This is a genomic window from Paenibacillus alkalitolerans (genome assembly GCF_016482785.1).
In the GTDB taxonomy this organism is placed as follows: Bacteria; Bacillota; Bacilli; order Paenibacillales; family YIM-B00363; genus Paenibacillus_AE; species Paenibacillus_AE alkalitolerans.
Genome location: NZ_JAEMXM010000038.1, coordinates 1 through 18130, shown reverse-complemented (window position 1 = coordinate 18130; position 18130 = coordinate 1). Strand labels below are relative to the sequence as shown.

Annotated in this window: 17 protein-coding genes and 1 pseudogene; 14 read left to right on the top strand and 4 right to left on the bottom strand. The window is 36.4% G+C overall.

Going from position 1 to position 18130, the window contains the following annotated elements:
• The first annotated feature begins 988 nt into the window (after positions 1–988).
• The 13 genes from JET16_RS29030 to JET16_RS28975 all read left to right on the top strand — a co-directional run bounded on the left by JET16_RS29030 (position 989) and on the right by JET16_RS28975 (position 13504).
• Positions 989–1690: a response regulator transcription factor gene (locus tag JET16_RS29030; protein ID WP_233532431.1), complete on the top strand. Its 702-nt coding sequence runs from the start codon at positions 989–991 to the stop codon at positions 1688–1690.
• The gene (locus JET16_RS29025; RefSeq protein WP_199624652.1) at positions 1683–2969 is read left to right on the top strand and encodes a sensor histidine kinase; all 1287 of its coding nucleotides are present in this window, start codon (positions 1683–1685) and stop codon (positions 2967–2969) included. Before JET16_RS29030 ends, JET16_RS29025 begins: the two co-directional genes overlap by 8 nt.
• Before the next feature lie 93 nt (positions 2970–3062).
• A complete protein-coding gene (locus JET16_RS29020) occupies positions 3063–3749 on the top strand; it encodes an ABC transporter ATP-binding protein (protein WP_199624651.1) in 687 nt (228 codons plus the stop codon).
• Positions 3742–6546, top strand: a complete 2805-nt coding sequence (locus JET16_RS29015; protein ID WP_199624650.1) for an ABC transporter permease — start codon at positions 3742–3744, stop codon at positions 6544–6546. Before JET16_RS29020 ends, JET16_RS29015 begins: the two co-directional genes overlap by 8 nt.
• A 60-nt stretch (positions 6547–6606) precedes the next feature.
• Positions 6607–7287: a response regulator transcription factor gene (locus tag JET16_RS29010; protein ID WP_199624649.1), complete on the top strand. Its 681-nt coding sequence runs from the start codon at positions 6607–6609 to the stop codon at positions 7285–7287.
• A 188-nt stretch (positions 7288–7475) separates the two neighbouring features.
• A complete protein-coding gene (locus JET16_RS29005; RefSeq protein ID WP_199624648.1) occupies positions 7476–8813 on the top strand; it encodes an extracellular solute-binding protein in 1338 nt (445 codons plus the stop codon).
• Between the two features lie 332 nt (positions 8814–9145).
• Complete coding sequence (locus JET16_RS29000; RefSeq protein ID WP_199624647.1) at positions 9146–9628, top strand: hypothetical protein; 483 nt, start codon at positions 9146–9148, stop codon at positions 9626–9628.
• Positions 9600–11351 (top strand): ATP-binding cassette domain-containing protein, encoded by a 1752-nt coding sequence (locus JET16_RS28995; protein ID WP_199624645.1) that lies wholly within the window; start codon positions 9600–9602, stop codon positions 11349–11351. The genes JET16_RS29000 and JET16_RS28995 overlap by 29 nt, the downstream gene beginning before the upstream one ends.
• Positions 11332–11781 (top strand): hypothetical protein, encoded by a 450-nt coding sequence (locus JET16_RS28990; protein WP_199624643.1) that lies wholly within the window; start codon positions 11332–11334, stop codon positions 11779–11781. Before JET16_RS28995 ends, JET16_RS28990 begins: the two co-directional genes overlap by 20 nt.
• A gap of 15 nt (positions 11782–11796) precedes the next feature.
• Entirely contained in the window at positions 11797–12318 is a 522-nt protein-coding gene (locus JET16_RS31210; RefSeq protein WP_407673221.1) for a MauE/DoxX family redox-associated membrane protein, read from the top strand.
• Positions 12315–12722: a hypothetical protein gene (locus tag JET16_RS28985; protein WP_199624641.1), complete on the top strand. Its 408-nt coding sequence runs from the start codon at positions 12315–12317 to the stop codon at positions 12720–12722. Before JET16_RS31210 ends, JET16_RS28985 begins: the two co-directional genes overlap by 4 nt.
• Entirely contained in the window at positions 12722–13138 is a 417-nt protein-coding gene (locus JET16_RS28980) for a hypothetical protein (protein WP_199624640.1), read from the top strand. The genes JET16_RS28985 and JET16_RS28980 overlap by 1 nt, the downstream gene beginning before the upstream one ends.
• A 78-nt stretch (positions 13139–13216) precedes the next feature.
• Positions 13217–13504 carry a hypothetical protein gene (locus JET16_RS28975; RefSeq protein ID WP_199624638.1) on the top strand — a complete coding sequence of 96 codons (288 nt, stop codon included), beginning with the start codon at positions 13217–13219 and terminating at the stop codon, positions 13502–13504.
• Between the two features lie 813 nt (positions 13505–14317).
• On the opposite strand, the gene JET16_RS28970 is transcribed toward JET16_RS28975, so the two are convergent.
• Positions 14318–14608 (bottom strand): restriction endonuclease, encoded by a 291-nt coding sequence (locus tag JET16_RS28970; protein ID WP_199624637.1) that lies wholly within the window; start codon positions 14606–14608, stop codon positions 14318–14320.
• A gap of 24 nt (positions 14609–14632) precedes the next feature.
• Entirely contained in the window at positions 14633–14830 is a 198-nt protein-coding gene (locus JET16_RS28965; protein WP_199624636.1) for a hypothetical protein, read from the bottom strand.
• A 241-nt stretch (positions 14831–15071) separates the two neighbouring features.
• Between JET16_RS28965 and JET16_RS28960 the strand changes: the two genes are divergently transcribed.
• Positions 15072–15992, top strand: a complete 921-nt coding sequence (locus JET16_RS28960; protein WP_199624635.1) for a hypothetical protein — start codon at positions 15072–15074, stop codon at positions 15990–15992.
• 390 nt (positions 15993–16382) lie between these two features.
• On the opposite strand, the gene JET16_RS28955 is transcribed toward JET16_RS28960, so the two are convergent.
• Both JET16_RS28955 and JET16_RS28950 read right to left on the bottom strand, forming a co-directional pair.
• Positions 16383–16697, bottom strand: a complete 315-nt coding sequence (locus JET16_RS28955; protein WP_325176804.1) for a YolD-like family protein — start codon at positions 16695–16697, stop codon at positions 16383–16385.
• 735 nt (positions 16698–17432) lie between these two features.
• A pseudogene (locus JET16_RS28950) lies at positions 17433–18101 on the bottom strand (transposase); the annotation flags it as partial.
• Positions 18102–18130: the final 29 nt, after the last annotated feature.

Below are 18130 nucleotides of genomic sequence, written 5' to 3'. Positions count from 1 at the left end.
GGGAGATTGTGTGCCGATTATGGGGAATTTTCAAGTGCCGTAATTGGGGATTTTACCACTGCCGCTCACACAAGGCCGATTTTGCCGCTTCACCTATGGATGGAAACCTTCCCGAAAGTCAATTTATGAATTCCCAATTTTACATGAGGGGATAGTACGTAGGTGAGTAAGAAGGAAAACCGTACACTTGATTTAAGGAGACGATGTACAATGGCAAATCATACGCTTGCCAACCTAGCTAAATCACTTATGTCTTACAAAATACTTGTTACTGAGGTATCCCCAATGCAGGGGATGGAGCCCCAAACTCTTGCTGCATCATTAGGATTAACATCCTACCCAATAAACTCGGATATGCCTTCCAAAGTATACCGATCTGGTTGGAATTGGTGAACATCTAGACTGCCAAAGTACAAAGCTCATTGCCACTTCTCTTCAACCAGAACCAACAGAGTTTAAGTGCGAGGGTGAAAAGGTGTTTTCTCTCCTCATACCAAGATCAGACCACGTCCCGTTTGTTGAGCTTTCCTGGCACCACTCACTACTGCAAACAATAACTCGTGGAGGCGCAGGAACTCTAACTGAATACACTGAGTACAATCGGATCATAAATAGGAGATCAACTGTCTATACAGATATCTGGATAGACCCCTGGAAGTCTTCAAACATTTGGAAAGTCCAACTGAGATATGACATAAACGGCAGAACACATAAGAGTGATGTTTGGCATCATCGTGAATATATGGGAAAATACACCAGATGGAGCTCAACCTTTTTGCGGTGGTTTTTGCTTGCGCAGCTTTTGCTTCATCCATCTAGCAGGACAACTTACGCCGTCAACTGGTGGGCATGATGCGAGTAACAGTAATTTGTACTATAATAATTATCCATATAAGGGTATAAATTTCAATATATTTTGTCTTTTACAATATATACTTGAATAGACCTGTTGAGAAACAAACATAAACTTAGGAGGCGCTATATTATTATGAAGATATTATGGGTTGAAGATGAATTAAACTTGCGCAAGGAAGGGGTAAGATATCTTAAGCAAGAAGGATATGATGTAATTGAGGCTTCAAATGCTGAAGAAGCGTTAAAACATTTATACAATGAATCTGTTGACATAGTGTTATTAGACTGGCTCCTGCCAGATGTACCAGGTATTGATGTTTGTAGAACGATTCAAAATGAATATAAAATTCCTGTCATTATGATTACTGCAAAGACTGATGAGTTTGACAAAGTAGTAGCTCTTGAAATTGGAGCAGATGACTATATCTCTAAGCCTTTTGGTATACGTGAAGTAGTTGCACGAATTCGAGCAGTAATGCGACGCACAAACAATGAAAAAATTACTACTCAACAAATTGAAAACGAAATGATAATACGGGGTAATTTAAAAATTGACTTGCAATGTCATACCGTGTATAAAAATTCCAAATTACTAACCCTCACTCCGACAGAGTTTACGTTATTAGCAACATTAGCTCGGCGTCCAGGCCAAGTCTTTTCACGTATGCAACTAATGGATGAAGCGCTTGGTGAGGCTTATTTGGGTTTCGAACGTACGGTCGATTCCCATATTAAAAATCTTCGTAAAAAACTAGAGGATTCCGCAGATGAACCTCGTTATATAATTACGGTTTTTGGTATTGGATACAAGTTTGGAGTACATAACAATGAATAGAACATTTCTTAGTTATAGTTTATTTGGCTTCCTCTTTGTTTTATGTTTCACATTAACATATGCATTTTTTGCCATCAACTTTCAAAAGAATAGCTTGATTGAAGAGGAGCGTCAGGTTAACAGGCAATGGGACTCTTTGCTAACGGCTGAATATAAGATGAATGCGGGATGGAGTAATTTCCTAAAAGAATTTAAAAATAACGAAGACAAGCCAAGATTATTGGATAACATAAATTTATGGTTATGGGATAAGGAAGGGAATTTGATTTTTCAGTCTGCTCCTGTTAACGATATTTCCGATAAAAAACAAACTCCAATTTTACTTGATGGACAGGTAGTTGGCTTCTTTTTTACAAGTTTATCTGATAAAAAATATAACTTTGATAAGATATTATATACCTCAATCATTATCATGTTGATTGGTATTGTTTTGGTGTTTTTATTATTGCGGAATATAAAAATCCAAATATTAAAGGCTCATATAGTTATTCTAAATAAAGTAAATAATATTATTGGTAAATCTCCACCTACTAATGAACTTTATTCGTACTCTATACATCAAATTGTTAAAGTTATTTTAAATGAGTTGAATGGAATAGGAAACCGATTATCAATACTTGAACGTGTACGAAAAACAATGATAGCTGATATAGCACATGAATTACGTAATCCACTTTCCATTATGCGAACTCAGATGGAGAATACACTTCTGAATGAAGAACCGTTACAACTACAAAAAATCTCTCTTTTGTATGATGAAGTATACCGTATGTCAAAGTTAATAAATGATTTAAATCAATTGGCACTAGCAGAATCGGGACATCTTGTTTTAGAAAAACGCTGGTTTTCCTTGGTGGAATTATTAGAAATGACGATAGAAACAATGTTACCGGAAGCAGAACTGCGTAATTTAGCCTTCGAATGGAATAGTGTGACTTCCTCATCTCTTGTTTTTGCAGATCGTGATCGAATTAAACAAGTATTTATTAATTTGGTCGGCAATGCCTTAAAACATGCTCGCAAAGTGATCAAAGTTTCTGTATTTGAGGAAAATTCTTGTATGGTATTTGTTGTTAGTGATGATGGAATGGGAATAGAACAAGAACAACTCTCTCATATATTTGAGCGCTTTTATAGAGAAGGCAAGGGGACAGGATTAGGTTTGGGACTTGCAATTGTTAAGGAATATGTGAATGCCCACGGAGGAAAGGTCAGTGTTAAAAGCCAATGGAATGAGGGTACGGAGTTCTCAATTTCAATTCCTGCATTTAAAGAATAAATCTTCACAACTTCTACACAGATTGTTCATCGCTTTTGCAAAAGGAATTGATACAAATTAACTTGTAGAAATAAATAAGGAAAGGAAAATAAAATGATCAAAACAAAAGACGTAAATAAGACATACGGAGAAGGTACAACTGCTGTTCGTGTTGTAAAAGATGTCTCGTTTTCAATTGATGTGGGAGAAATTGTTGCTATTATGGGTCCTTCTGGATGCGGAAAGACTACTTTACTCCATTTACTGGCCGGAATCGAGTCATTAAATGAAGGTGAAGTGTGGATTCAAGGAACCGAGATCCATAAGTTAAACGAAAACCATTTATCTCGTTTTAGATTGGAGAATATGGGATTTGTATTCCAACAGTATCATTTAGTAGACGTATTAACAGCAGAAGAAAATGTCGCATTACCACTTATTGCGAGAGGGTTGTCTCCAAAGGAGGCAAATAATAAGGCAAGAAATATGCTAATAAAGGTCGGGTTGGACGAAAAAGCGACAGCATACCCACATGAACTTTCTGGAGGGCAATGCCAACGAGTAGCAATTGCCCGTGCTCTAGTTGGGGAACCAAAAGTGGTTTGGGCAGACGAACCAACCGGTGCATTAGATTCAAAAAATGCGGAACAAATTTTGGGGTTATTATGCAAAATGAATGAATTAAATGGAACAACCATCGTGATTGTGACTCATGATCATGAAGTTGCAAACAGAGCACATCGAATTTTGTATATGGAGAACGGTCGAGTTCTTAAAGAAAGGAATTTGTTGAATGATTAGAACGAATGTAATCTGGAAAATGGCCTGGCGAAATTTATTTGCACAAAAACGACAAACTCTATTATCGTTGTTGGGAGGCAGCATCGGTGCGATGCTTATTATAGCGTCAGTTGTTTTTTTCGGTTCCTTTGATGAAAGCGGAACCAAGTGGTTGCGCGAACATTATGGACCGATTGATTGGGAACTTACACCAATAAATGGTGAACAATCATTCTCATCGCAACAAGTTGAGGAGATTAAATCAGGATCGAATGGACGGATTTTGATATTTCCAACAATAACCTATAACACATCAGTATATTCAATAACCAATAATGCAAAGATCGATAATGCAATGGCGAACGTCTTAGTTATTGGCATTAATAATAGGTCACCATTATTGGACGACTCAGGTAATCGTATTAGTAGTTCTGATAATGTTATAGTTTCTAAACCTGTTGCTCTACGCTTAGATCTCATTGAAGGTGACGTTATTGGTATTGAGGATAAAAAAGGCAATGTAAAATTTCTGAAAATTCAAACAGTATCTGAAGAGAAAGGTATTTCAGGGTATCGTGGATCTCAATCTAGCACAGGAACGATTCTCATTCATGAATCCATGGCTAGAGAGTTATTCGATATTCAAAAGGGGGAGTATAACACCATATTTGCATCTTCTGATTTGAGGGTTTCATTAGATACTCCAACATTCCCTATATATTTTAAGGACAATAAGTTTGGTGTGTTAGAGCCTAAAAAAGAAGCCATTAGTAAAGTCAAACAGGTCAAAACAAACTATGGAACTACATTTCTAATAGCTAGTGGTTTTGCCGTGTGTGCAGGGCTTATCTTGATGAGCGAGTTATTTATGATGCTGGGCGATCAAAGGAAGAAGCGATTTGGTGCGCTCCGTGCACTTGGATTTTCACGTCGACATATCAGACACATGTTCATGGCAGAAACAACGATTCATAATATATTGAATGTACTTATTGGTACAGTTTTAGGAAGTTTGCTTGGCTACTTTGTTGTTTGGATATTTTACACTTTATTCAAAGATACTTTGCAACTGGTTTCATCCTTTGAAGTGCCAATTATTCCATACATTCCAATTCGTGATGTTATCATCACTTCAATTGCTATACTATTAATAAATTTTCTCATCACGATAAGGTCGGGGTACATCATATCAAAAATTTCGATCATAGGTGCAATTCGTGATCAAACGGGTGATTTGAATCGTGAGCGTAGTCGAATCAGTATAAAGTCAAAAATAACATTTGTCCTTGCTTTGGCAGTTGTAGTTTCCTTTTTTTATATGATTATAGATGGAGAGTTAGTATCACAGTTACAAGAACTGCAATATAGCGTAACTGCTTTCGGGTTGTTTTCTGTGTTTATTTGGTTTCTTGCTCCATTAGCTATGTTGATATTATTTCTATATGGTTTACGGCCAATTCAAAAAACCTTTAGTAATGTACTAAGAACACTTCATGCTCCTACTCTTCCGGTAATTCTTGCAACACGGTATCCACTTCAAAATCGGAGGCGTGTTTTATCTGTTACAGCATTATTTTCTATTGTTTCTTTACTTCTTTCAATGGTCATTACAATAGGCGGTACAATGGTTTACCAACAGGAAAAGGGGAGTCAGTCAGCAAATTTAATGGGCTATCAGGCTTATGTCCCCTTTAAGGATAAAACAGAAAAATCAAAAATTATCCAATTAATTGAAAATAAAAATATTAAGGATAATATATCGAACTGGACAATTTTGGAACCGTATCGATTAAATGTTGAATCCAAAGGTGTATTTAATGAAAAATTCCCTATGAGCGTAGTTTCACCAGATGAGAGGTTTGTGAATAACTCGAAAGTAAAAATAGTTTCTAAAATGCCAATGTTCTCAAACGACGCTGAAGTTTGGAAATCGTTAATGGAAGATAAGAATGTAGTCTTACTCCACGAATCATTCATGTACGCTAAAACGGACTGGGATAAAAGATCATTACAAAATAGTATTCTTACAGATAGACCGATTAAACCAGGAGATGAAATAGAGCTTGGCATTTATCCAAAAAGTAAAGGTGTGACAACGGACGAGGATTTAAAAAATGAACGAAATCAAATAATTAATCAGAAAGTGAAAGTACTTGGTTTTGTTAGTACGGAAACGGGGAACGAATTTTATAATTTAATGCTTGTTTCATCAGATTTTTATGAAACCTTTCATAATAGAGGGTTTCAGTGGAAAAATACTCAAAATCTTGGTTATTTTATGGCTAATCTTAATCCATCGTTTGAAAAAGTCCAAATGTTGGAGGAGCAATTCTTGCTGCATGGTATCAAAAATTTCCATGTGCCGTCTATTGAAGAATTAGCAAATGCTATTCTTTTAAAACACACATTAGGGATTTACGTTGGATTCATTATCTTATCAATTATGATAGGGATTATCGGGTTAATTATTCTGCAGGTTCGAGCCGTCCATGCACGCACTAAACAACTTGGAATGTTGCGTTGTATTGGAGCATCAAAAATGAACATTAAGTTATTGTTTCTTTTTGAAGGCAGTATGATAGGTTGGGTGGGGATCATCAATGGTTGGCTATTTGGATCAGTTGGAGGCTACAATATTTACAAAATTCGACAAATCGGAATATCTCCAATAGAAGATCCGGTCCCATTTAAATATCCAATCGGATTGATGGCTGGTATTATGACGCTTATGTTGTTGATGATATTATTACTTAATTTTGTGCCAGCCCGTCGTAGTGTTTCTCAGTCACCCGGAATAGCGGTGAGAACAATAGACTAATCAATATCCTATCACAACAGAGAAATAGTTTTATTACTGTAATTTATGGTGGTGAAGAGAATGACGGTGTTATGCGCTTCTGCTGATTTAACGCGACAAAATGATTATGTACACATTTTGTTGACTGAAGGGTGTCAGATATGGACCGCTTCATCATTATCTGAGATAGAAGATATTTTTAGGAAAAAGATTCCCAAGTTAGTTTTATTGGATTTTCATTTAAAAAATGGTTGTGGATTGGATGCATGCAAAGAAATACACCGAAATTGGGAACCAACACCGATTATTATGGTGGGAACAGATGTCAGTGATGCGGATAAGATTAGAGCGCTTGAAAACGGTGCAGATGATGTTATCTGTAAACCTTTTAATAAACGTGAAGTTACTGCTAAATTGAAGGCAGTATTACGACGATGCAATGTGGACAATAACGTAAAATCCAATAAGCATATCATGGTTGGGGGGGTAATGATAGACAAAGATCTTTTCGAAGTAAAAGTTCTAGAAAAAAGAATAAAAGTTACCAAATCAGAATTTAAAATAATTGAGACATTCTTAAAAAATCCGGGGAGGGTATATTCCCGTTCAGAAATAATTAGTATCGCACTTGGTGACGAGTTTTTGGGACTAGAACGCTCCGTAGATTCACATATCAGGAACATCAGAAAAAAAATAAATAAGAGTGGGCTTGACTGTATTAAAACGGTATACGGTATAGGTTACAAATTTTCTATCGAATAATACGACAGTTCCTGAAGACCCCCTAAATCCTCTTCTTAATAGGTTTTTTATTAACAAGAGGATTTAGGGGGGTTTTTCCTTGGAAAAAGTCCATATTTTCTGCATAATTTTCTCATAATTTCTTCATAACAATATGGTATTTTATCCCTATAAACAAAAAATGGATGACATGAAAGGATTGATATATTTTGATAAGAAATGTTACTAAGCATCGATATTTAAATATAATCATTATACTTCTTTTAATCCTACTAACAGCCTGTAATAGTAATTCCGAACCAGAGGACCAATTATCTGGAACTCTAAGGATTGGTTGCTACGATGAAGATATATTTGTAAATACATATGGGAATTACCTTTCACAAAAATATCCCAATTTAAGTTATGAAGTTATTCCATATAATTTTAATTCGAATGAAGATATCAATATACAGTTAGAAGAATACATAAATAGAGTCGGTCCTGATATTTTAATTCTAAATTCTTCACAGTATAAGTACCTAGCTGAAAATAATATGATATTGGACCTTAATACATACATTAAAGATGATCAATTCGATATTAAGAACATATTAACATCTGTAGTTGAGTTTATTAAAAATAATGGCGATGGAAACTTAAGAGGGTTATCACCAACTTTTCATTCAAGTGCAATTTTCTTCAATAAAAATTTATTCGATGAATTTGGTATACCATACCCTCAAGCCGGAATGAGCTGGGATGAAGTGATAAATCTAGCAAATCGATTCCCAGCTAGTACTAGTAATAATGAACAATTTTTTGCACTTAAAGGACAAGCTATTGATTCTCCTTTTAAACTTCTTTGGGAAATCTCAAGAACTAACAACTTGTCTTTCTTTGAAGGCGACAACAAAACATTTAACATAACAACTGATGCCTGGAAAGATGTATTCAATATGGTTGATGTTGAGTTTAAAAATAAAAAAGTCAAGATGGAAAAAGAAGATAGAACACCTACTGAAAAAGACAATAACAAATCATTACAAGAAAAGGATTCTTTCTTGAATGGCAAAACAGCGATGGCTTTAGAAGGGAGCTACTATTTGCATAATCTTCAGCAATTTGAACCATCAGTCGTATCATTTGAGTGGGATATAATTGATGCGCCAATAGATCCAAACAATCCAGATACAAACAGTAACTTTAACGTTTCTGAAATATTTTCAATTCCTTCTTCAGCCAAAGACCCAGATTTATCATGGTCAATAATAAGTTACATAAACGGAGAAAGTTTTTCTAAACTTTTATCGGGTATAACATGGGATCTTTTAAGCAGAGAAGAATACATAAAGAATCCGAATGGTTATAACATCTCAGCTTTTTATTCTAAAGAGCCGGCAAACCTACCTTCATTATCAAACGAAGAAGTTCCTGAAAAAGCCTTGGTGGAAATATTTGGAATTATCAATGTTGAATTATTAAAAATACTTAATGATGAAGTAACCATAGACGATGGACTACAACATATTCAAAAGTCCGCTGAAGCTACATTACTTCGATATTAATCGTTGCTAGCGTAGGGATCTTCCCTTTGCTATATAAAAATAAGTATGTAAAGGAGGTGAAAAAACGATGTCAAATTGCCCGGCTGGATATCAAAAGATTGGCCAGTGCTTTGATGAACCATATTGTAATAAAGGTGATTGGTGCAATCCAGTTAATCCATGGAGTGGGGATTCGTATATTCAACAGGTATACGACCACTGTCAAAATGCTGATGGAGATACTCTATGCGTTTATGATTACACGGACACTATTCGATGCTGCTAAAGAAAAAAATGAACCCTCTCAATAGAGGGGGTTCATTTTTTAAAGTTATGAACTGGAGGTAAATTTTATGGTAAAAACCCTTATCCATCATAAATTTCTTAAGAATAGGTATCAAGGTTTAAAAGTAGGAGATTATATTCCAAACTATCATTTAGGTTCAGATATTTACTTACATAATTTAATTAAAGATCATTTGATTATTGTCGTATTAAGTAGTAGTTGTCAGGCATGTTTTTCTGCATTACAGACGATCGACGACTACTCAAAAAAAGATGCCGAATTCAATATGGTAGTATTATTTGATACCTCCAAAGAACAATTCAAACAGGTTCAAGAGTATTTTGTTGGTCGATTAGAATTTTTTCATGTCACGCAAAGACAATTAAAGGATATATTTAAAACAATCAGCATTCCATACGGTTACTGTTTAAATTCCGGAGGGCAAATATTAACATCATTTCCATTTTCCACGACAGAAGGGTTTTTGAGGATAATACGACCTATTAAGGATGATCTGGTAAATGATGAAGTTACTTTCAAAATGGACTAAATACGAAAACCTACCTAAAAGATATATAAGCATTTACATAATATTAATATTATTTTCCGTTTGGTCCAACTCAGAAAGTATATTACTTACGAAAGAAATGATTGATTCTTTTTTAACGAGTAATTACAACCATTCCTTATGGTTAATAGGGATAGTTGGTGGATTTAAACTTATCCAGACCATTTCTGAAAGTCTTAATAGATTGGTTGAGAAAATTATCACAAATAAAATGACTATTAAGTACGATCAGTATTTAATTGATATTATTAACCCAAGAGATATAACAGATATTGAGACAGGAGCTTATAAAAACAATTTAGAATATTTGAAACGCGGTATGTCCACTTTTTCAGCTAATTTAATCAATATCTTAAAATATTTACATCAGCTAACTGTAATGCTTGTTTTTTCCTCCATAGTCCTAAATCAACAGTGGATTATTTTTATTATCACAATTGCTTTTTCAATTCCACTTATTATATTTGACAATTCTCTTGCAATAAGAAGGGAAGCATTTTTTAAAACAAGTGCTCAAAATTCTCGCGAAAAACACAGGTATTTCGAATTAGTAGTAGGTTCCGAAGCTCAAAAAGAAAACCTTCAGTACAACAATAAGGCATTCATTACACAAAAATGGTTACAAATCACTAAAATGTTGATGGGCAAAGAATTAAAATTACATATTATAGATTCATGTTTTAGAAATCTATCAACATTATTATCAATTATAGGCATAGCAGTTAGTCAGGTTATAATATTACGAGGGATTATGCAAGGTGAACTAACAATTGGTGATTATATTTCCTTATTAGCATCAACAGCAGTTTTACAAATGTCAATAAAGCAATTATCAAGCCATATTGCTTTATTTAGACAAACAATAGTTATTAAAAGGGAATTAGAGAATTTCAGAAACATTTACAAGATGCATTCGACGAAACAATTAAACAAATGTGGAAAAATTGAAAAAATCACCATTAAAGATTTATCATTTAGATATCCTCATTCCAATAAGGATGCTTTAAAAAGAATAAATTTAGAAATAAAGATTGGTGAAAAAATCGCAGTAATCGGAGAAAATGGATCAGGTAAGTCAACACTTGCAAAGATAATGGCGGGTTTGCACGCAGTTGATGATGGGACTCTGTATTTTAATAACATAGATTACAACTACTTAGAAAACAGTGAACTTAGGAAGAACTTTTCATGTGTAAATCAGGATTTCGTTAAATATCCATTTTCAACGATTGAAAATATTACATTTAGTAATGATACTGGTCAGACGAAATTCAATGAATTGTTAACAAAATACCCTTATCTATTACCGAATTCAACCATAAATGATTTAGAACGCCCTTTAGGTATTGATACTTATGGTTCTCTTCAAATATCAGGTGGAGAATGGCAAAGGATATCAATTGCAAGAGCTTTGTTCAAAGAAGCCAATTTCTTAATTATGGATGAGGCAACTTCCGCAATTGATTATAACAATGAGTATAAGATTATTAACGATATACTTACCAATAGAAAAGATCTTTCCACTATACTTGTTACCCACCAATTAAGCCTTGTGGAATTATTTGATAGAGTAATCTTTTTAGAAAAAGGTGAAATTGTTGGTGACGGTTCTCATAATGAGTTAATGTTACATAATAAAAAATATCGAAAAATATGGGAACAGAGAAAAGGAGTTGAATCTATCAATGAGCATTATGTCGTTTAAAAATATGTTTTTTAAGGAGCCTGCTGATGATGTAAAATTTAATGGATTAGGCAAGGGAGAATATTTCCCAAAGTACTTAAAAGGTGATCAGTTAGAAGATTTGGAAAAGGCTCAGAGAAACTATGAGAAGACAATTGTGGGTTTTGTCTCCCTTTCATGCCTAGATTGTATCGATTTTCTTGAAGATTTATATTCTTACTCTAATATTATAAAGTGTAATATTTGGATTTTCCACAACGGAGATGCAAATGACACAATTAATCTAAAACAACATTATGCGAAATATGATTACATTAAAGAAATCTCAAATGAGTTGCTTGAGTTGTTTAAGATCCCTAAAACACCGTATGTTTATTTTTTAGATAGCGATCTTAAAGTGATGAAAAGTTCGATGGTTAAAGATATTACTAAATTCAAGGAATTGATATAGAAAGGAAAAAGGTAAATGAATTTATACAATATTCCTGATCTTATCATTGGCTCTATCTTTTTGTTATCCATTATAACCAAAATAAGTAACATTGCTGAGTTTAAGTATGAGGTTCTTAGTTATAAGTTTATTCCTCAAAAATTCCTCAACTTTGTTGTTATTTTGATAATATTATTGGAATTCGGAGTCGTATTTACATCAGCAATTCATTCAAATAGTTATATTATCAAACTGTTCCCATTATTGCTTTTAATAGTATTTACAATAATTTATTCATTGAAAAAAATATTTAATACAAATTCAAATAAAGATAGTTGCGGTTGTTTTGGGGAGTTAAAGATGCTTAACGCATTTCCTCTTCAAAGAAATATGATGTTAATTATCGTGTCCATCATAGATTTTATCTTGTCTAACAATGATCGTGATATGTATGATATCTTCACAATTTTATCCATAGAAGTAACAATTGCCTTAATAACTTTGAACTTAGTAGAACTGATCAAGTATTTTGAAGCCAGGTGGAAGATGAATACATGATTATATTTTTTAATTGTTTGCTTATTATCTTCTTAACTTTGATATACAAGCTGTTGATCTTAAGAAGAACTAAAGCAATTTTCGAGAAATTGGTCAATATTTCGAGTAGATTCAACCTTTTAGCAATAAATCATTATGTCTTTATTGATTATAAGAACCAAGCCCCTCAAAGTTTAGATGAGATATTTCAAAATGAATTGAATGGAGACGTTTGCATCTTTCTATTAGCTCCAAATTGGGTGATCAAACAAAAACAATTAAAATGGAATGCAATTGTTATTGACGCAAGTGAAATCAAAGAATTTAAACATTTTGAAAAGGGTATTTACATTTTACAGGATAGTCGTGTTTTTTTTGTTCGTGACTTCCATTCTTACTTTTTATATGGAAAAGGAGCAGCATAATGATTACAAATGAAATTGATATAAAGGCACAGTTGATTGTAGCTAAAGAAATACAATTTGATTTTGAAAAATTATCACACTCGTTGAAGGAAGTGTGTAATTCAATTTCAGTACCCACTTTTCCTTCGGTTATATGTACAAATGTGTTGGCGAAGTTATATTTTCCCATCAGTGATTCAAACAAAGAATATGACCTATGGCTAGAGGTGCAAAGTGCTGAATCATCCTCTATCAAATCATTGGTAACAGAGGTGTTTACCTTAAAAAATATCAGAGACCCTGAACAAATTCCGGGTATCGATTTTTCTACTGAAATTCGATTTCTCGCTAAAAAACAAGGGACGTTTTATGTTTCTTTATACTCTGATGAACACGGAGAACTTTGTACTTATCCCCTGTACGTAAAGAGTGAATAGACTCCATCTTTGTTTGCTTTTTGCTAAATGATAATCATATCAAATCGTACAAATTAAATATGCAATCGGAGGAAAAAGATGGAGAATCAACGGAAAAAAACTAATCCAAGTTTGCTTTGTACTAGCAGCAACGATAAGGGACCAGGGGTACCATTAAGTATTTTAATAATGGAGAAATTGGAAACTAATAAATTGTGTCCAGAGGAAGAGGCGTTAATAGAAACCCTTGAGAGAATTAAAGCTTCAGATATAATCATTAACTGGTTAGATTATGCCAAATTTTGTGGATATCGGCGAGGAAAAACAAATGCCGAAGCCGAAACCGACGAACTCACCGTTCTGGGCGACTGTAGCCCTCGAACGTGACTGTACAGCATCGTGGTACTCGAAATCAAGGTTTAATCAAATCTTTCGTTTTCAAAGCACGAAAATCACTCCTGAATAAGTATTCATGCGTTATAAGTGGCGGAGTGCGGGTCGGGAGATCCTGAGCAGAGTTATACCTCTTTGATATTTGAAACCAGGTGTGTAAACATATTATTCAGTTTTACACCCTTCAAAATACAATGAAACAACTGCATCAATAACCGATTTATTACTTTTGTTCTTTATCGATAAAAATGCCTGAACTATTGCAAGTAAATCTTCCTTACTAATATTCAATGGTGAAGGTGAGTCAAATCTGCGTACTAGTCGATCGTATCGTAATTTTCTTTTTTTAACGGTGGTATATATCTTTGTCGTCTTTGGGTCCTCACTACCCATCAATTCAGCAACAGAAAGTATGTCAGCCACTTCGCCTTCATTGTTTAATTCCCTCGCCGGCTGTTACCCCAAATCGCTCTTCTTACGAACCAACAATGCACATCCAGCCTTTCGAAATTGCACCAACGTAGCTCCTAGTCGTTATCCATCCTTGTTATGCCGGAATATCCTTAAATTTCCAATATCATTATTTTGATATCTCAAATGTGTGTCTATAGGACATTTTTTTGCGGCGCCGGACGGCAGAAAAGGAGGCATCCTCCGGATGCTTGATTCGTTGCCGGCCGGAAAGGTAACGATCCGCTTACGCGGATCCTTTTGGTGGACTGGGGGGAGGGTTATTCCACGCTGCCACTTTATCACGCCCCCGCCTGGTTACCTTGCAAGGTAAGCCTTCGGCTGGACGAAGCGAATTCAATGAAGCGGCCCCCCAGCTGGACTAGATTTCGCCGGTTCGGTAAACTGGCTGTTTGTCACCACCCAAGCATCCACAGCACCATAATGCGCCTTTGCTGCTACGGCTTCCTGGATCGCTTTTAGTGAGACGTTTTTGCTGTATCGCTTTGCTTGTACCACGGTTTTCTTGCCGTCTTTTGTGATGACGAGATCCGCACCGTAGTCACCAGCTGCTTTTGTTACGTTTACCTGGTACCCGTGATTTTTAAAGAGGATGCCCAAGTAATGTTCAAATTGGCGTCCATCCATTTTGTCGATATCCGACATTCCTGATTATTTTAGCTTTTCGTTCCACGCCATTTTGCGATATATCAGGATGCCGCTCATTAAGCAGAAGACAAGGGCGGCAACAAGGAGGGCTGCGCTTATGTTCTGACTCACTTCAAACACAAGATAAAACGCGAGAAAGGGGGGAGCGAACAGGATCAAATCGATAATTGCTGATTCCTTGCTTTTTCGTTTGCGGGCCATGTGGTGCCTCCAAGAATAGGTTTACCTGTCCATATTACCACATGTTTCCGTTGCTGGGACGCTTCTTATCGCTTGCCTACGTATTTTCATTATTAGAATATCTGTTCTACACCCGTTTACTAATGTTTTACAAAAATAGTCCACCCAAATAAGGAATTGAGGGAAGGGTTTACCATTTTTGTGCCGAATATCTAATTGAACCCTCTGGAAGGGTATCTTACTTTTAAAAGGAGAAATGGTAATGCGGAAAGTTCTGTTGTTGTGTGTCGCTCTTCTTTTACTCCTAAGCCAGTCAGTGTTTGCTCAACAGGAGAGTCAGCCAGAGTTTGACAGTGTAAAGGCAAAGAAGGAGCTTGCTGAAAAGTATGCTGATAAAATGAAAAAAGATCTAAGTGCAGAAGAACTTGAAAACCGAACAAGGGATGTTCAACGTATTTTAAATGAACTAGCCGCGGACGTAGCTGCTGGGAAAACAACTGAGAAGGAAGCAAAAATAAAATTAGAAAAAATGGATGTCTACATGTTGGACGTTCCGAAGAAGAAAGAAAATGAAGAAGTATCTATCCTATCTTCAGGCACAGACATTACTATGAATTCAGTATGGATTACTTATGATTCAGCTACCGCTAGATGGACTGTCACTGGAGGGGGATATTGGAAAAATACTAATTGGTGGAATGATAGACCTGGTGGTTGGTGGGGATACGCGGGCGAAACAAAGAACATGGGAGGAGTAGATTCCGTAGGAATAACATATTATAATACAGGTGGAACATATAATACTTCTGTAGTCAGTTCCTTGGGATACGTTACTGACCATAATGGCTGGAGTGATTACATGGAAAACCCTAGCCATGGTGATGGTCGATACGGTGTTGCCTTTGATTTTCAAGATAAAATGAGGTTAAAGAATGCATGCGGAGTCTGTGTAGTTGGTGATTACACTTATTACGGAAGCGGATTCTCAGCATCAGTAACATACAACTCCAATTTTGTAAACTACAATGGGTACGCAAGATCAATGTACGCGCATACATGGAATACAACTACCATTAACAGCATTGGATTCAATGGCAGTGGTACCGGTTTTGGTGTTACCTTTGGTTGGTCTTCTGAATCAAACAAATTTCCTATATTTAATGGTTCCGATACTACTTTCTAAAAGGATGTGGTCAGCAAATTGATCTCGTTCAGTGTTCTAGTCCCCGCAGTACTCCTCATATCTGCGGTGGTGTGTTGGATACTTTTTAGAGGGTTAAAGGCATCCAAAAATTTTCATTATAGTCTTGTAGGGATACAATTTACAGTTCTCGGTATATTCCTACTTCTACTATGGAAATTGACTGCCGAGGGAACAATATTTCTTTTGAATCTCGCTATGTTTTTTGGCATTTTTGGAACCGTGTTATCAACGGCGTCTATCTTTAAAAATAGTTAGTCGGACCGCCGGTTATTCCAAAATAGGAATAAGTTTAGAGAGCTCCCTATGCGGAGCTCTCTTCTCATTATAAATGACTTTGCTGAATGCTCCAAAAATCCAATCATAAAGCTGTTAGACACGACTGATGTTCAGGATTTCTGAAAATGGTATCCATACCGTTTGCGCTCGTGCGTTCACTTTGACCAAGCGATCATTCATGTCGATCTTTACGACAATGCCGACAATCGTTTTATCGCCGTAGGGTTCAAAGGTTGTTATGGCCGTTTCGGTACCCGCATGGAGCGCTTCGGTGAGTTCGGTCGATATCCGCTGTTCGTCGAGTTCCGGTTTTACGCGTGCGTTCAAGCTGGTGCTATGCTTTGTGATGGCTTCTCGAAATTGCGGCAGTATAAATCGTGAAGATTCCCAAAGGCCCCCTGACTGCACCAATAATTAATGATAACTCCGTATGTTGAGCGATATGCTTAGTAACAAAGAAAAAGCGATGGATCAGTTCCATCGCTGCACTATCGAGGCAGCCGATCCACCGGTAGCCTCGTCATCTTGTTTTCTTCAACTATCGTCTCCGTTAGCGCAGGAAAGGTTCTGCGGTAAGTATTTTCAACCTTCTTTAAGCGCCGATCTAAGGGTTTTATAACCGAAAAGGCATACCAATATAAAACCTATTGTATGTAAGATGCTTTGAAGTTTGGAATCAATCAAATCCCCTCCACTTAACAAAAATAAAACATCACTAATCAAGAAAATATGCGGCGTGGGTAGGAACATAAGAATTACTCCCACTATAAAGTAATGTTTTCTCCTGTTTTCTCGCTCATTCTCAGTATCTTAACTTTGACACATTGATGACCATGGAGGAGAATTGAAGAAAATGAAAATTTTTCTGTAATGGCCGGTGGCAGGAATAGAGCCTGTATTCAATCAGTTTCCAGACTGTGGATAAAAAGGTATGATCGCACAGTGGATCTCCACATCCGCCCTCGGGGTTTACCCTCCCATGTCACACTGGGTCTATGCCCTTACATTCCTTCGTTCTACCTCTCAAGGGGTGGAGGCCGATTCTTGCTCCTTTACTGGGTCTTTGCCCTTATGGAAATTAGTCTTTCACATGTGAATAAGCGAGATTGCAGGTTTGTTAATAGATAATTGGCTTTGAACTATTTAAGCAGCACTTTGTTGTAGCTGGACTCGACGAACCGGCCCCAATACATCGTTTGCGTTATACTCTTTCTGCTTTGTCCCCAATGTATAGAGGACACGAATCAGTTTTCCGCATAAGGCGATAATCGATTGTTTCTTCTTAAGCGGGTTCTGCCTGCGAGTGGTGTAATATTGGTGCAACGCTCTAAACTCTTTGTTTTTAGTTACCATGGGAAGCATAGCGCGGAACAGGATTCCTCTTAGTCGAGAACGCCCTCGCTTGCTGATTCCGGTTTGCCCCTTACGTATTCCGGAACTGTCCTCGGTCAGATTTAGTCCGGCCAAACGGATAATCTGTTGGCCATGATCGTAATTGTTCAGATTGCCCACCTCTGCCAAGAAGCCGGCTACGGTCAGAACACCAATCCCGGGGATGCTCAACATTTGCTTCGTTCCGGGGATTTTCTCAAGAATCTGCATGACTTCTACCATGATGTTTTCTTCTTGCTTACAAAACAGATCGTACTGCTCCAGCAAGGATGCAAGCTCGATACGGGCTGCTGTCAACCCCTCGGTAAGTCCGATAGAAACCGTTGCGGCCGCATACAGCTTCTCCGCTCTCTTGATGCCGACTCCACGCTTGATTTCCGTCTTCCAGTACGTGAGAACGCCTCTGGCGCCATAAGCGAGCCTGTATGTTTAGGTCGGTGAGTCCCGTG

What these genes read in the sequence shown, in the direction of transcription:
- JET16_RS28985 (WP_199624641.1), top strand. Translation starts at nt 12,315, where the DNA reads ATGATTATATTTTTTAATTGTTTGCTTATTATCTTCTTAACTTTGATA.
- JET16_RS28980 (WP_199624640.1), top strand. Translation starts at nt 12,722, where the DNA reads ATGATTACAAATGAAATTGATATAAAGGCACAGTTGATTGTAGCTAAA.
- JET16_RS28965 (WP_199624636.1), bottom strand. Translation starts at nt 14,830, where the DNA reads ATGGCCCGCAAACGAAAAAGCAAGGAATCAGCAATTATCGATTTGATC.
- JET16_RS29020 (WP_199624651.1), top strand. Translation starts at nt 3,063, where the DNA reads ATGATCAAAACAAAAGACGTAAATAAGACATACGGAGAAGGTACAACT.
- JET16_RS31210 (WP_407673221.1), top strand. Translation starts at nt 11,797, where the DNA reads ATGAATTTATACAATATTCCTGATCTTATCATTGGCTCTATCTTTTTG.
- JET16_RS28995 (WP_199624645.1), top strand. Translation starts at nt 9,600, where the DNA reads ATGATGAAGTTACTTTCAAAATGGACTAAATACGAAAACCTACCTAAA.
- JET16_RS28960 (WP_199624635.1), top strand. Translation starts at nt 15,072, where the DNA reads ATGCGGAAAGTTCTGTTGTTGTGTGTCGCTCTTCTTTTACTCCTAAGC.
- JET16_RS29015 (WP_199624650.1), top strand. Translation starts at nt 3,742, where the DNA reads ATGATTAGAACGAATGTAATCTGGAAAATGGCCTGGCGAAATTTATTT.
- JET16_RS28970 (WP_199624637.1), bottom strand. Translation starts at nt 14,608, where the DNA reads ATGGATGGACGCCAATTTGAACATTACTTGGGCATCCTCTTTAAAAAT.
- JET16_RS29010 (WP_199624649.1), top strand. Translation starts at nt 6,607, where the DNA reads ATGACGGTGTTATGCGCTTCTGCTGATTTAACGCGACAAAATGATTAT.
- JET16_RS29030 (WP_233532431.1), top strand. Translation starts at nt 989, where the DNA reads ATGAAGATATTATGGGTTGAAGATGAATTAAACTTGCGCAAGGAAGGG.
- JET16_RS28990 (WP_199624643.1), top strand. Translation starts at nt 11,332, where the DNA reads ATGAGCATTATGTCGTTTAAAAATATGTTTTTTAAGGAGCCTGCTGAT.
- JET16_RS29000 (WP_199624647.1), top strand. Translation starts at nt 9,146, where the DNA reads ATGGTAAAAACCCTTATCCATCATAAATTTCTTAAGAATAGGTATCAA.
- JET16_RS28975 (WP_199624638.1), top strand. Translation starts at nt 13,217, where the DNA reads ATGGAGAATCAACGGAAAAAAACTAATCCAAGTTTGCTTTGTACTAGC.
- JET16_RS29025 (WP_199624652.1), top strand. Translation starts at nt 1,683, where the DNA reads ATGAATAGAACATTTCTTAGTTATAGTTTATTTGGCTTCCTCTTTGTT.